This window comes from Bacillus cytotoxicus NVH 391-98, assembly GCF_000017425.1.
Lineage (GTDB): Bacteria > Bacillota > Bacilli > Bacillales > Bacillaceae_G > Bacillus_A > Bacillus_A cytotoxicus.
This window is the reverse complement of sequence record NC_009674.1, coordinates 3,445,840-3,459,396: the sequence shown is the minus strand read 5'-3', so window position 1 is coordinate 3,459,396 and position 13,557 is coordinate 3,445,840. Positions and strand designations below refer to the sequence as shown.

The 13,557-nt window shown below is 33.6% G+C and carries 16 protein-coding genes and 2 pseudogenes; 10 read left to right on the top strand and 8 right to left on the bottom strand.

Annotated features, from left to right (window positions below; all coding sequences use genetic code 11):
- Positions 1–90 precede the first annotated feature (90 nt).
- The 6 genes from BCER98_RS17090 (at position 91) to BCER98_RS17065 (ending at position 4,823) form a co-directional block, all read left to right on the top strand.
- The gene (locus BCER98_RS17090; RefSeq protein ID WP_012095851.1) at positions 91–1,380 is read left to right on the top strand and encodes a molybdopterin molybdotransferase MoeA; all 1,290 of its coding nucleotides are present in this window, start codon (positions 91–93) and stop codon (positions 1,378–1,380) included.
- Positions 1,344–1,865, top strand: a complete 522-nt coding sequence (gene mobB / locus BCER98_RS17085; RefSeq protein ID WP_012095850.1) for a molybdopterin-guanine dinucleotide biosynthesis protein B — start codon at positions 1,344–1,346, stop codon at positions 1,863–1,865. The genes BCER98_RS17090 and mobB overlap by 37 nt, the downstream gene beginning before the upstream one ends.
- Positions 1,862–2,332, top strand: coding sequence for a molybdenum cofactor biosynthesis protein MoaE (locus tag BCER98_RS17080; protein WP_012095849.1), 471 nt, complete (start codon positions 1,862–1,864; stop codon positions 2,330–2,332). The genes mobB and BCER98_RS17080 overlap by 4 nt, the downstream gene beginning before the upstream one ends.
- Positions 2,329–2,562, top strand: a complete 234-nt coding sequence (gene moaD, locus BCER98_RS17075) for a molybdopterin converting factor subunit 1 (RefSeq protein ID WP_012095848.1) — start codon at positions 2,329–2,331, stop codon at positions 2,560–2,562. The genes BCER98_RS17080 and moaD overlap by 4 nt, the downstream gene beginning before the upstream one ends.
- A 93-nt stretch (positions 2,563–2,655) precedes the next feature.
- Positions 2,656–3,825 (top strand): nitrate/nitrite transporter, encoded by a 1,170-nt coding sequence (locus BCER98_RS17070; protein ID WP_012095847.1) that lies wholly within the window; start codon positions 2,656–2,658, stop codon positions 3,823–3,825.
- Positions 3,826–3,965: 140 nt separating this feature from the next.
- Positions 3,966–4,823: a GRP family sugar transporter gene (locus tag BCER98_RS17065; protein WP_012095846.1), complete on the top strand. Its 858-nt coding sequence runs from the start codon at positions 3,966–3,968 to the stop codon at positions 4,821–4,823.
- Positions 4,824–5,269: 446 nt separating this feature from the next.
- On the opposite strand, the gene BCER98_RS17060 is transcribed toward BCER98_RS17065, so the two are convergent.
- Positions 5,270–5,749, bottom strand: coding sequence for a CarD family transcriptional regulator (locus BCER98_RS17060; RefSeq protein ID WP_012095845.1), 480 nt, complete (start codon positions 5,747–5,749; stop codon positions 5,270–5,272).
- Between the two features lie 254 nt (positions 5,750–6,003).
- Here BCER98_RS17060 and BCER98_RS17055 point away from each other — a divergent pair, with 254 nt between their 5' ends.
- Together BCER98_RS17055 and BCER98_RS17050 are read left to right on the top strand one after the other, a co-directional pair.
- Entirely contained in the window at positions 6,004–6,255 is a 252-nt protein-coding gene (locus BCER98_RS17055; protein ID WP_012095844.1) for a DUF2553 family protein, read from the top strand.
- Complete coding sequence (locus BCER98_RS17050; protein WP_012095843.1) at positions 6,242–6,424, top strand: sporulation protein Cse60; 183 nt, start codon at positions 6,242–6,244, stop codon at positions 6,422–6,424. Before BCER98_RS17055 ends, BCER98_RS17050 begins: the two co-directional genes overlap by 14 nt.
- Positions 6,425–6,460: 36 nt before the next feature.
- On the opposite strand, the gene BCER98_RS17045 is transcribed toward BCER98_RS17050, so the two are convergent.
- From BCER98_RS17045 to BCER98_RS17015, 7 genes and pseudogenes are all read right to left on the bottom strand, one after another.
- Complete coding sequence (locus BCER98_RS17045; protein WP_012095842.1) at positions 6,461–6,688, bottom strand: DUF3973 domain-containing protein; 228 nt, start codon at positions 6,686–6,688, stop codon at positions 6,461–6,463.
- 460 nt (positions 6,689–7,148) lie between these two features.
- Positions 7,149–7,691: a Tn3 family transposase gene (locus BCER98_RS23255; protein ID WP_012095841.1), complete on the bottom strand. Its 543-nt coding sequence runs from the start codon at positions 7,689–7,691 to the stop codon at positions 7,149–7,151.
- Between the two features lie 151 nt (positions 7,692–7,842).
- Complete coding sequence (locus BCER98_RS17030; protein ID WP_012095840.1) at positions 7,843–8,556, bottom strand: transposase; 714 nt, start codon at positions 8,554–8,556, stop codon at positions 7,843–7,845.
- Positions 8,553–8,783, bottom strand: a complete 231-nt coding sequence (locus BCER98_RS21385) for a hypothetical protein (RefSeq protein ID WP_012095839.1) — start codon at positions 8,781–8,783, stop codon at positions 8,553–8,555. Before BCER98_RS21385 ends, BCER98_RS17030 begins: the two co-directional genes overlap by 4 nt.
- A gap of 140 nt (positions 8,784–8,923) precedes the next feature.
- Entirely contained in the window at positions 8,924–9,382 is a 459-nt protein-coding gene (locus BCER98_RS17025) for a transposase family protein (protein WP_012095838.1), read from the bottom strand.
- A gap of 193 nt (positions 9,383–9,575) precedes the next feature.
- Positions 9,576–10,888 (bottom strand): annotated as a pseudogene (locus BCER98_RS17020) (HlyD family efflux transporter periplasmic adaptor subunit).
- A pseudogene (locus BCER98_RS17015) lies at positions 10,881–12,084 on the bottom strand (peptidase domain-containing ABC transporter); the annotation flags it as partial. The pseudogenes BCER98_RS17020 and BCER98_RS17015, both read right to left, overlap by 8 nt.
- Between BCER98_RS17015 and BCER98_RS17010 the strand changes: the two are divergent.
- Together BCER98_RS17010 and BCER98_RS17005 are read left to right on the top strand one after the other, a co-directional pair.
- The gene (locus BCER98_RS17010) at positions 12,050–13,186 is read left to right on the top strand and encodes a tetratricopeptide repeat-containing glycosyltransferase (RefSeq protein WP_081428406.1); all 1,137 of its coding nucleotides are present in this window, start codon (positions 12,050–12,052) and stop codon (positions 13,184–13,186) included. The pseudogene BCER98_RS17015 and the gene BCER98_RS17010 sit on opposite strands and share 35 nt — an antisense overlap.
- Positions 13,183–13,536 carry a PH domain-containing protein gene (locus BCER98_RS17005; protein WP_012095836.1) on the top strand — a complete coding sequence of 118 codons (354 nt, stop codon included), beginning with the start codon at positions 13,183–13,185 and terminating at the stop codon, positions 13,534–13,536. The genes BCER98_RS17010 and BCER98_RS17005 overlap by 4 nt, the downstream gene beginning before the upstream one ends.
- The last annotated feature ends 21 nt before the right edge of the window (positions 13,537–13,557 follow it).

The following is a 13,557-nucleotide window of genomic DNA, read 5'->3' as shown; positions in this document are numbered from 1 at the left end:
ATTCCTCCTTGAAGTAATTGCTAGTATGGTTAGCATTGTACAATATAAAGTGTAATCAAGATGTGATATTTTGCAAACAGGGGTGAAAAAATGCTAGAAAAACGAGTACCAATTCCAGTTGCTGAAGCAGTAAAGAGAGTGATGAAATATGCTCAGCGCGGTGAAATAGAAGAGACGATTCTTATGGAGAGTTATGGAAGAGTGCTTGGAGAGGATGTTGTAGCTGATCACGATGTACCTTATTTCAATCGTTCTCCTTATGATGGATTCGCAATTCGGGCAGAAGATACGAAAGAGGCAAGTCAAAGTAATCCAATTGAATTTCAAGTAGTGGGAGAGATCGGAGCAGGGTCTGTTTTTCAAGGAGAAGTGAAAGCATTTGAAGCTGTTCGAATTATGACAGGAGCAGCGATTCCAGAAGGATGTAATGCTGTTGTTATGTTAGAGTTGACAGAAGTTTGTACAAGAGATGGAAAAACATATATGAAGTTGAAACGTTCTTTTCGAGCAGGAGATAATGTTTCATTTAAAGGTGAAGATATAAAGAAAAATCATGTGCTCGTGAAAAAAGGAACGAGAATAAATCCAGGTGTGGCAGCGTTATTAGCAACGTTTGGATACAGTTCCGTTCATGTTGTAAAACAACCAGTTGTTGGAATTATCACAACTGGAAGTGAACTGTTAGAAGTGTATGAACCACTTGAACTGGGAAAAATTCGAAATAGTAATTCCTATATGATTGCAGCTCAAATTATGAAAGCAGGCGGAAAAGTGCGATATTATGGGCAACTTGCAGATCAATTGGATGCCTGCTATGAAGCTGTGAAAGCGGCACTGGATGAAGTTGATATTTTAATTACAACCGGCGGTGTTTCAGTAGGGGATTATGATTATTTACCTGCTATTTATGAACGATTACAGGCGAATGTACTATTTAATAAGGTTGCCATGAGACCAGGTAGTGTGACAACAGTAGCGGAAGTGGGGAGAAAGCTATTATTCGGATTATCGGGTAATCCATCAGCTTGTTATGTTGGGTTCGAATTATTTGTTCACCCAGTTATACAAACGCATCTTTATGCAAAGGAACCACATGTATATCGCGCAGATGCCGTTTTGCAAAAAGATTTCCCAAAAGCAAATCCATTCACACGTTTTGTAAGGGGAAAAGTAAGCATTGTAAATGGTATGTTACATGTAACTCCGGTAGGATTGGATAAGTCGAGCGCTGTATCATGTCTTGCAGAGGCAAATGCATTCATTGTATTACCAGGAGGAACGCGAGGGTTCGAAACAGGTATGACCGTCTCGGTTCTATTGCTTGATTCGAGTCAAGGAAGTGAATGGCCATGGGCAGAGCCACTCCAATCTTACAAATAGTAGGATATCAAAATAGTGGGAAAACAACATTAATGGAGAAGTTAGTTCATGCTTTTTCAAGTGAAGGAAGGAAAGTTGCCACAATTAAGCATCATGGACATGGTGGGTTTCCTGAACTTTCGCAAAAAGATAGTGAACGGCATAGACAAGCAGGTGCAGTTGTAAGTGCTGTAGAAGGAGCTGGATTGTTATCTCTTTCAGCACTTCGTAATCATTGGATGTTAAAGGATGTAATTCAGTTATATGAATTCTTTGCAGTAGATCTCATTTTAATAGAAGGATATAAAACAGAATCATATCCGAAAATTGTCTTACTTCGTTCGCTAGATGATATGTCTTTATTGGAACAGGTGGATAACATAAAAGCTGTTATTGTCTGGGATGAAGCGATTTTACAGTTACAAAAAACATATAAAATTTTTCATATAACAGATGCCGATTCTTATATGAAATGGCTTGTAGAAATGGTAAGGGGTGCAAAATGACATATACGTATTATGAAGTAATTGATACACCGATTTCAATTGAAGAAGTAACAAATAAAGTGATTAGCCGAGAATGCGGCGCAGTAACAACCTTTATTGGGACTGTTAGGGAATTTACGAAAGGGCGTCGTACATTATATTTAGAGTATGTCGCTTATAAAACAATGGCTGAAAAAATGCTTGCAAAAATTGGTGCGGAAGTGAAAGAAAAATGGCCAGGGACACATGTTGCGATTACGCATCGCACTGGTACACTTCAAATTTCTGATATCGCAGTTGTTGTTGCGGTATCAACACCGCATCGAAAAGCTGCTTATGAGGCGAATGAGTATATTATGGAACGCATCAAACAAATTGTGCCCATTTGGAAAAAAGAATTTTGGGAAGATGGCAATTCGTGGATTGGTGATCAATTAGAAAGAGTATCGTATCCAGATGGAGAACCGGGAAAGGAGCTGGAATTATGATTCAAGTATTATTGTTCGCACATTTGCAAGAAGAAGCTGGAACAAGTGAATTGAAAATAGACTGTGACAACATAACAGTTACAGAGTTAAAACAGTTTCTTACAAAAGAGTATCATGTATCAGTTGACCAGCAAATTATGGTTGCAATTAATGAAGAATATGCAAATGATACGGATACCATTCAAGCAGGCGATGTTGTTGCACTTATTCCACCTGTAAGTGGAGGTTGATTTTTTCCAGTCTAATCACGAGATCACGTGATTAGACTGGAGGGAATGAATATAAAATTGTGAAACATTGAACAAATTAGGAGGCGGAAAGAGATGAGAAGTCCGAATTTTCAGTTAGGTTTACAAACTTCTAATCTTATTATTGGTTTTATGGTATGGGTGATTTTATCTTCGTTAATGCCATTTATTAAAACAGATATTACGTTAACGGCAGGGCAAATCTCCCTTGTAACAGCAGTACCTGTTATTTTAGGATCGGTGCTTCGAATACCAATTGGGTATTGGACAAACCGATATGGAGCAAGAAAATTATTCTTTATCAGTTTTATTATTTTACTGTTCCCTGTTTTTTATATTAGTATTGCAAACTCTATGATGGATTTAATTATTGGTGGTCTATTCGTAGGAATTGGTGGCGCTGTATTTTCTGTAGGTGTGACGTCATTACCGAAATATTATCCAAAAGAACGTCACGGTTTTGTAAATGGTATTTATGGGGCGGGAAATGCAGGAACAGCAATTACTTCTTTTTTAGCACCAGTCATTGCAAGTTCATTTGGTTGGAGAGCAACTGTACAGTCATTTTTAATTTTATTAGCATTGTTTGCGTTATTAAATTTCTTATTAGGTGATCGCAATGAAAGAAAAGTGAACACACCATTATTAGAACAATTAAAAGGTGTGTATAAAAATGAGAAACTTTGGTTTTTATGCATTTTCTATTTCTTAACGTTTGGATCATTTGTTGCTTTTACGGTGTACTTACCAAACTTTTTAGTGTCTCACTTTGGATTAGCAAAAGTCGATGCAGGTATGAGAACAGCTGGATTTATTGTATTAGCAACAATTATGCGCCCGATAGGTGGATGGCTTGGTGATAAGTTTAATCCATTTAAAATTTTAATCTTTGTATTTATTGGATTGACGTTATCGGGTATTATTTTATCATTTATGCCAAGCATGAATGTCTATACATTTGGTTGTTTACTCGTTGCGTTTTGTGCAGGAATTGGAAATGGGACAGTCTTTAAACTTGTACCGATGTATTTTTCTAAGCAAGCAGGGGTTGTAAATGGGCTTGTTGCAGCATTAGGTGGATTAGGTGGATTTTTCCCTCCGCTTATTTTAACAGTACTGTTCCAATTAACAGGTCATTATGCAATTGGATTTATGGCACTTTCAGAAGTGGCACTTGCTTGTCTCATTATTACAGTTTGGATGTATAGTCAAGAAAAGCTATTACTTATGCTAAATAATAAATAATTCCATTGTTTGAAAAAGAGAGCAGCATGGTTTCAGTTGGAAAACTAGAAGCCTGCTGTTTTTTGTATTGTTTGAAAAGATTGAGGGGAATATAAAGGCGATAAAATGTTATAGATTTTAGCATAGAAAGGTTTGGGAAAATGGATATCTTTTTAGCGATTTTACCTGCTTTATTTTGGGGAAGCATTGTACTTTTTAATGTGAAACTTGGTGGAGGCCCCTACAGCCAAACGTTCGGAACAACATTAGGTGCACTTATTTTTTCAATAGGTATTTATATCTTTGTACAACCAGTAATAACGCCGGTAGTGATTGGTGTAGGAATTGTATCGGGCTTATTTTGGGCGCTTGGGCAAGCAAATCAATTAAAAAGTATTGATTTAATGGGCGTTTCGAAAACAATGCCGATTTCAACAGGGATGCAATTAGTCGCGACGACTTTATTTGGCGTTTTAATTTTTCGTGAATGGTCAACAACTGTATCTATTGTATTAGGTATTCTAGCAATCATTTGTATCATTGTTGGGATTGTGTTGACATCACTTCAGAGTAAAGAAGAAAAGAATGAAGCGCAAGCAGGAACTTTTAAAAAAGGAATTATGATTTTACTTGTTTCAACTTTTGGGTATTTGGTATATGTCGTAGTTATACGCCTATTCCATGTAAATGGATGGTCGGCTTTATTGCCGCAAGCAATTGGAATGGTAATAGGGGGTATTTTATTAACATTTCGGCATAAACCATTTAATAAATATGCGATTCGAAATATCATTCCAGGTCTAATTTGGGCAGCTGGAAATATGTTTTTATTTATTTCACAACCACGCGTAGGAGTAGCAACTAGTTTTTCTCTTTCACAAATGGGAATTGTGATTTCAACTTTAGGTGGAATTTTTATATTAGGTGAAAAGAAGACAAAGCGTCAATTTATTGCTATTATCATTGGGATTCTTTTCATTATTGGAGCTGGAATTATGCTAGGAATTGCAAAAGGGTAAGAATACAATATTATAAAGTGAAATAACATTTTGTATTAATCGTTGGAAGCATCTATATACAATATTTATCAGTTTATTCCGCTATTTTAGAGTAGTAAGACTCCCATCTCAAGATTGAGAGAGAAGCGAGGAAGATAGATGAAGTCTTACGTGGGAATAAAGAAAGCTACACTGATTCAAGTTTTCTTTATATGCAACATTGCATAGAGCTATAATTGATCGTGATGGTATACTGAAACTGCTCAATATTTTTCATCAATGATTAGATTGAAAATGTAACGTTTTATGAAATGTAGATTATGTATAAACTTATAAAAAAAGAAGAGACGCCCATCTAGGCGTCTCTTCTTTTTTCTAAGCTGAAACTTTAGGATATTTATAATTAGCAATAATTTTTACGCAAAAAAAAAGCGTTTGACTATGTTTGCGTTGTAGATGTGTATTTATTAATGATTAATCGTGTTTTGTAAGAAATCTGTTGCTTGATTTTCAGAAACATTTTGAACAAGTGCTACTTCACTAATTAAGATTCTGCGTGCATTGTCTAACATTTGTTTTTCACTCGCATTTAATGTTCTTTCTTTATTGCGGTGGAGTAAATCACGTACGACTTCAGCTCCGTCTACAAAATCACCGCTTTTCATCTTTTCCATATTTAATGTATATCTTTGTTTCCATGACAGTGATTTGTCTGGGGCTCCGTTATGAACGTCAACTAAAGCGTGATTTAATGTTGTTTGATCTACGACATAACGTATGCCAGAATCTTGAACTTTATCCATAGGAATCATTACTTGCATATCGCTAATCACCATGTGTATAACGCAATATTGACGTGTCTTGCCTAACACTTCTTTATCTTCAATGGCCTCAATGATTCCAGCTCCATGCATAGGGTAAACAATTTTATCACCAATTTGAAACAAATCATCCACCTCCAGATGTTGTAACTAGTTTTAGTATAACATCTGGAGGTTTAAAAAGTCAAATTTTATATAATACCATATCGGTTAGTTGTTGGTCAATAGGAAGGCGTTGTTTTTTTGAGGGGGATGAGAAGAGACAGAGTGAGGATATCATGGTGAAAATACAGGGCATATCCGCTTAAAAGGAAGCATAAAATGTAAAATCGTTAATACAATATACTTAAATCCGTTCTTTGTTAAAGGAGGGAGAAAAGGTGGGACGCACAATTAAAATCGATATTACAAATCATGTAGTAGCGAAATTTAAAGCAGATTACTTGGAGTTATATACAAGTAAATTTATGATAGGTAAATTTTATGTCAATAATGAAGAAAAACAGTATGTGTTAGAAGACGGATATGTACATGAAGGTGGAAAATTTTATCGCATCATAGATACGCACCGTGGCAATCAATTAGTGGCGGAGAGCTGCGATCTAGGATGGTGTTCAAATGATTCGCGTTAAAGTATTTGACGAAAGTCATGAAAAAGATTTAGAAGATGCTGTGAATGTTTTTTTAAAGAAATTGAATGATGAACAACTGATAGATATTAAATATCAAGTTGGGGTTTCAATTAATGATGATGAAAATCAAATTTATTGTTTTTCTGCAATGATCGTCTATAAAACATAAAAAAGAGCCGGAGTTTTCCAGCTCTTTTTTATGTTTTTAAGTAGGGAGAACATGTGTTGGCAAAGTATTCATAATAGATGGAGCTGCTTTAGTATTCGCTTCTGGTAGAACAACTTCCTCAGCTTTGGCATCATGTATGTTTTTACACATACCTAGGTGATAACGTTCACCTAAAAAAGGATCGATGTAAAAACCATTTTTAAATATTTTATCATTGTTACTTTTTTTTAGATGGATTTCAGAACAACTAATGCAGTAGTACATAACTTTCCTCTCCTTTATTTTACAGTAATTTTTTATAGCTGATTGAAAAAAGGGAACAAGTAGTAGAGGGAGATTCTCGCCACATTGTCATGTTTAAAATGCTGAGGAAGTACTACCTGTTCATAGAGCAATATAAGTTGTGGACATACCTCACAATTTATATTTGTTTGCTTATTAATCTCAAGGGAAGGAGGAGAGACTAAAAGCAAGTAAGGTAGATAAAACCTTCACGCATCGTAAATGATGCGTGAAGGTTTTCTTTTTTATTTACCTTTGTGAGCATATTATGAGGAAATGTTGAGAGTGTGTTTGTCCTGTTGAAAAAATGTTGTGAATTTCTCAACAGTCTAGAATGCATATTGTTGACATGAAACTAAAAGGGGCACGGCAACGATTCCTTCTTTTGGGTCCACTTAAAATAGCCACAGTCTATTTATAAATAGATTGTGGCTATTTTTGTTTAATTTGCAGCTTTTAACCCATTAGGTGAAATGGCCATATCAAATTTGATATCGGGTGGTTGACGATTATCGTCCAATCCATATTTCCTGAATCGATTTATATGGAAGGCAAGGTATGGGCTCAAATCAGATAGCACTTCTTCGTCTAATTCATTTCCTTCTTGGATGTATTCATGCAGGATATGAGTGAGTTGAAAGACGTTATAAAAAATGACACAATTTGCAATTAGATGATTGTATTTTATAATTTTTCGTTGATATGATTGAAGCCATGCGAATCGCTCGGTAAATATCCGTGTCGAGCATGCTGGGCTATCACAAAAGAATTTCTTTACTTGTAATTGTAGGTGAATAGATGTTTGTTGAATAGCTAGGTCTTGAACAAAACGTGTATAAAGACTATGTACTCGTGATGAAATCTTTCCACAAGAAGGGCAGGGGCATGATTTATAGATGGATTTTAGGATATAAACATGAGTGTGGGCCGCTTGAAACGAAGACATAAGTTCAATACCTTCAAATGAAGGAATAACAATATGCATAAAATGGAATTCTCCTTTTTATCTTACTATGCCATTTCTTGTATTCCTTCACCAAAAGTGCGTAAGTTTAATAAGTGGTTCTTACGCAGATTTGGTGAAATCTCATATAACGTTGTTACCGTATAAAATTTTATTCTTTCAAAATAATAAATCAGAATTTATATAACATGCGTTTTTGCAATATAGCTAAACCAGCTTGCCCATACAACATTCGTTTGATTGATTTCAAGCGATTTACCTGTCCTTCTAACAAGCCATTACTATAGGGAAGAAGAAAGGCATGCTTCACGGCTTGTAAATCGTTGCGTAAATGACGGGCATATGAATAAAAGGGTTGTTCTTTATGGGAAAGTTGTTTTCTTAGCCATTGCAAAAATCCTTCATAATCAGATTGTTTTATCATTGCACGATACTCTTGTATGACTTCATAAACAGTTTGGAGATTAGGATATTTTTCGAAACACCGCTCTAAATCCCTTCTTTCTGAGGTATTCAGATGATTGGGATGAATCCAAAACCATCTGGCAAGACGTTTTCTAGCTATTTGATAGGTAGGAGATGGGTAATTAGCATGTTTCTGTTTGCGCCTTATCCCTTCAACAAGTGTGCGCACAGCCGAAAAGGTGCCGTTATACCCCTTCTTACGGATAAGTGGATCAATCGTTTTAAGTGTTTTTCCCTCTTTTTCAAGACGAATAATAGATTCAAGATACCCTTGAGCTGGACTGATGCGACAACGATTGGTAGTAGGTGGAGTCATCATTTTTATGTATTTTTTAATTGTTCTCCAATTTAAATGATATTCTTTCGTTAGGGAATTGATAGATTTCCCGGAGCGATGGGCTTCCTTTATTTCTTGAATCAAGTCCCATTGCGTATGAGTTTTATTTTTTCTGCTTTTGTTAACGCTGTTTCAATGGAAATAGATGAAGGTTCATTCCAAGTAATAGTAGAAGGAACGGCTGACAAGAGGAACGTATCTAAATGTTTCCTAGCATTTTTAATAAAATGCCAGCGATCATATACTTGAAGAATAGAAGAATTCGCGTTAGAAATTCTTTGCCGAAAACTTGTAAAACCATCGCGACTCACGACTTGAATGTGAGGATGGTGTTTCAGCCATTCCGTTAGTGTTTCAGGAGAACGATTCGGTCATAGCGCTAATGGTCTATGATGACGTAGATCACAAATAAGTGTCCCATACGTATGTCCGTCCTTTACGGAAAGCAAAATTATCTACACCAATGAAAGGGAGACACCTTTGTACCTATGTGAGTTTTACGAACAATATCATGACTGATTGGAAGATATATGGCACGAGCAACTTTCTCTCCAGTTAAGCAACTTGTAGAAAATGCAATTTTTCGTAAAACTTTTTCTGCACGAAGTGTGCGACGTCCGTTGGGGGCTACCCATTCATATTGTTCTGTAAAAACCTTAATAGAACAACAAGAATTATTACAAAACCACTTGTGTAAAATAAGAAGAATGACGGTTTGATCTGTAATAGGAAGATCTTGTATAAGGCGGGTATAACGACTATGACGACGAGAAGAAATAGAATGACAAGATGGACAGTTTGCGGAAATACGATTACTTTTTACAATGAAACGAAGATGACGGTCTTTTGTAGATACATCTATCAATTCGAGAAAAGGATCTGGACTTAACCAACAGATAGGGTACATCATGGTTCACTCCTTTTCTTTTATTATATCAATGTAGTACACAAAAGAGCAATTCACCAAAAGTCCGTAAGAACCACTTTGGTATTGCAAAAAACACTCTGATAAAAAAACAGTCAACTACTTCTAATTTGAAATAGTTGACTAGTTGACTGTTTCTTAACTTAATGGAGAGGTCTTTATGAGAGCTTGATTAAATTTAATCTGAAATAAGGTCTAGCTTTCTCAGTAGAACCCTCCAAATAGGTTCTTCATCAATTACTACAGATGAAGAACCTACCATCCCTGTATATAGTTCAATTAATTCTTTCGTATTAATTGTTGCTTCTAATTCATACATATACGTTTTTGTATCTTTATCAAAGATAGGATTTGCTGATATATAAGTTACCTTTCCTATTTGCTTATCAGTTTTCTTTAATTTAAATGAATACTGTACTTTGTCTCCTATTTTAATACCTTTCATTTCTTGGGCTGGTAACAATATTTTTATTTTTTTTCATTTTCTTTTGGAATTATTGAAACTAATTCTTGTCCTGCATTAATCAAATCACCAGGCTGTAGAATTGAAGAGAATTGTACAATTCCCTCTTTTTGAGCCTTCACAACCGTCATTTGACTTTGATTACGCAATCCATCTAACTCTTGTTTTTTAACAAAAATCTCTTGTTCTACAGACTGGATGCGATGATTTACAGAGACAATGGTGTTTTGTATATATTGATTTAATGAATCTTTTTTTTTCTCTTGTTTTCCTTCTTTTATTGTTTCAAGTTTTTTTCTTTCACTTTCTAATGTTATTTTTCTTTGATTTATTCTTTTATCTATACTAGTTTGTTGAGATTCTAAGGATTCAATTTTATCATCTAAAGCTTGTTTTTGTTCATCTAACATATGTTCTTTATCTTTTTGTTTTTTCACAGATTTGATTTCTCGTTGAATATTTTCTTTTTCCACAATCAATCCTTGTAAAAATTCATCTTGTTCATCTGATATTTTGTTATTAACTATCTCTTGTATCTCATTCTCTTTTTCATTTTGTAAAGATTGATAGTTTTGCTCATATGCTTTGTATTCTTCACGTATTTTTTCATCAACGCTATCATTAAAAGATAACCTGTGAGATTGAATACTATTTCTTAACTGTTCTAACATTTCTTTTTGTTTTTCTAATTGTTTAACAATTTGTTTAAATTGATTTTGTTTATCTAATAATTCCTGGTTTTTTAATTGAATCAAAATGTCACCTTTTTTCACTTCATCACCCGAATGAACAGAAATATTTTCTATAACACCGACAATTTGTGTTCTAATTGTGCTCATATCAGATTTCCCTTGTACAATGGCTGTTCCTTTACTAACAATATCAACTTTACCCACATAAGCCCAAATTATAAACCCTAAAAGAGTCAAAAAAAGAACTCCTAGTAACCAAGTAATAAAACGAGGGGGGGTCTTTTCTAATAACTCTACACTATCCGTTAATTGATCAAGATTATAAATCTTACTCATATTGAACACCCCTCATTGCAGAATATTCAGCTTCAATATGTTCTACATGAACTGTTTGATTTTTCCATAGACGATAATATTCACCCTTCTGGAACAATAATTCTTCGTGAGAACCATGTTCTATAATACTCCCTTTTTCCATTACACAGATTTGATTTGCATGTTGAATTGTACTTAATCGATGTGCAATCATAATTACAGTTATCCCTTGAGAGCCTAGTCTTTTTAACATATCTGTAATATGTTTTTCTGTTGTAGAGTCTAAATTACTTGTTGCTTCATCTAAAATTAAAATATCTGGTTTTTTCAACAATGCTCTTGTAATAGCCAATCGCTGTCTTTGTCCTCCTGATAAATTTGAAGCATTCTCCTCTAAACGAGTCTCATAACGTAACGGCAATTCACTAATAAATTCATGGGTACAAGCTTGTTTAGATACTTGTATGACTTCTTCTAGTGTAACCGGTCGATCTAGTCCAAATCTCAAATTATCATAAATAGAGCCACTAAAGAAAAACGATTCTTGTGAAACATAGGCAATCCGATCTCGTAAAGCAGTTCGATTTATCTCCTTAATATGAAAATTGTCATAATATATATCACCTTGTTGAGGCTCATAATAATGCATTAATAATTTTGAGATTGTTGTTTTCCCTGAACCACTTTCCCCCTACAAATGCTACTTGATTGCCTGGTTTAATAGAAAAATTTAATTTGTTTAACACATTTTTACGTACTCCATAACGAAATGTGACATTTGAAAATTCTATTTTTCCAGATATCTGGTTAGGAGATGCTTTATGTTGTTCCCGTTCATTTTTTTCTATATCTAAGTCAAATATTTCATTTAGCCTTTCTCCAGCAACTAATGCAGAGTGCATAACAGGTTGAATCCCAATTAAGTTTTCAATAGGATTTAGAAAATAAGCTAGAAGTGCATTGTATGTAATTAATTCGCCAATCGTCATGTTTCCTTGTAATACTTGCATGGCTCCAATCCAAAGTATTACCGTACCCCCAATTAATTCAATTCCCATTTTAATAGAACCTTGTAGATTGGATAATAATCCTCTTTTAAATACATGCTTCAATAAATTTACAAATCGCCTTTCTGTTTGAAAAAAAACTTCTTTTTCAGCGTTATAAGATTTTACAGTTGAAATTCCATTTAAAGATTCTACTAAAAATGAAGAAAGATGTATCGCAAGATGTATTGAAAGTATAAAATATTTAGCAGATGAAATTATAGTTTTAGATAGTGGTTCCACAGATAAGACAAGAGATATCATAATCAAGTCATTTCCAGAAGTAACATTGCATACTGTACAATGGAAAGAGGATTTTTCTTTTTGCAGAAATACATTAGTTGACTATTCATCTGGTGATTGGATAATCCAAATCGACGCAGATGAATTTTTATTAGGAAATCAAGTGGATTTGAAAGAATTCTTACAAGTTTTTTATGATTTTCCTATATCTCCATTAGTAATAAGTCCCAAAATAATAAATCATGATAATACAGAATTAGAGTTTACAAAGAGAATACTAAAAAAGAAAGATCAGCTACAATTTTTTGGGCTCATCCATGAAGAATTGAGATACGATATAAACAAAAGAGGACAGGATTTATTTCATATAATGACAGATTTTGTAATTCATCATGATGGATACACATCCGAGGTTATAGAAACAAAAGATAAATTAAATAGAAATATAAAATTACAAGAAAAAATGATACAAATCGAACCTGATAATATTAGAGGGTATTATTTTTTAGCACGTGAAAAAAATTTTGGTGGTTACGGAGATAAAGAAGTTATTGATATAATTAATAATGGAATGAAGTATCATAATTATGATAACAATCCAGAGCAATATCATTTATACTCCTTACTTTTACTTGCCCAAATTTATAGTGAAAATAACAAGTTGGATAAACTAGACACTGTTATAAAGAAATTAATCTCTTTATACCCATATTGTCTAGATGGTTGGTATTATAAGTTATTAAATGAAATGAGTAGCAACTTATCACAAAGATATTATTTTGTAGAAGATTGTTTGAATCATATAAAGTCTATAGACTTTCCATATTCCACGATTAATACTAAGGGGGATCATGTATATCGAATATTAGGGATGACATATCTCCAAATCGGTAATTATCAAAAAGCTTTTCGTTTATTTTCCGCAATTGAAGATAAAAACATAAATAATGAACTAAGCCATCATTTAAACATATTGAAAGAAAATATAGAGCTATTTTTAACAAAAATTAAAAAGGATAATGTAATATGAACAAAATTCTAAAAGAAGCGAAAAGATTATTAGATGATCAGGAAAATATTTTAGCTACTTTAACATGTTCAGTAACTGGTTACATAGTTACGAATAATACTCCACGTCCAGGAATATTGCTTGCAACTAATAAAAGAATTATATTTTATGGACAAGCATCCATGCATTTTAAAAATGAATTAATTGAAGAATTCAAATATGAGAAAATCTTATCCATAGAAAAAAAGAGAAAAATCTTTGATAAGAAAATAATAATTTACTACAAAGATGAATATATAATGTTTGGACAAATATTGAACCAGAATATTGAAGAATTTATAGAAGTAATTAAAATGAAATCAAATATTTAATTTTATTTTTATGACGGATTG

Bases quoted from the DNA above. Each gene is read 5' to 3' on its own strand.
- BCER98_RS17090 (WP_012095851.1), top strand. From the start codon at position 91: ATGCTAGAAAAACGAGTACCAATTCCAGTTGCTGAAGCAGTAAAGAGA.
- mobB (WP_012095850.1), top strand. From the start codon at position 1,344: ATGGCCATGGGCAGAGCCACTCCAATCTTACAAATAGTAGGATATCAA.
- BCER98_RS17080 (WP_012095849.1), top strand. From the start codon at position 1,862: ATGACATATACGTATTATGAAGTAATTGATACACCGATTTCAATTGAA.
- moaD (WP_012095848.1), top strand. From the start codon at position 2,329: ATGATTCAAGTATTATTGTTCGCACATTTGCAAGAAGAAGCTGGAACA.
- BCER98_RS17070 (WP_012095847.1), top strand. From the start codon at position 2,656: ATGAGAAGTCCGAATTTTCAGTTAGGTTTACAAACTTCTAATCTTATT.
- BCER98_RS17065 (WP_012095846.1), top strand. From the start codon at position 3,966: ATGGATATCTTTTTAGCGATTTTACCTGCTTTATTTTGGGGAAGCATT.
- BCER98_RS17050 (WP_012095843.1), top strand. From the start codon at position 6,242: ATGATTCGCGTTAAAGTATTTGACGAAAGTCATGAAAAAGATTTAGAA.
- BCER98_RS17045 (WP_012095842.1), bottom strand. From the start codon at position 6,688: ATGTACTACTGCATTAGTTGTTCTGAAATCCATCTAAAAAAAAGTAAC.
- BCER98_RS23255 (WP_012095841.1), bottom strand. From the start codon at position 7,691: ATGCATATTGTTATTCCTTCATTTGAAGGTATTGAACTTATGTCTTCG.
- BCER98_RS17025 (WP_012095838.1), bottom strand. From the start codon at position 9,382: ATGATGTACCCTATCTGTTGGTTAAGTCCAGATCCTTTTCTCGAATTG.
- BCER98_RS17005 (WP_012095836.1), top strand. From the start codon at position 13,183: ATGAACAAAATTCTAAAAGAAGCGAAAAGATTATTAGATGATCAGGAA.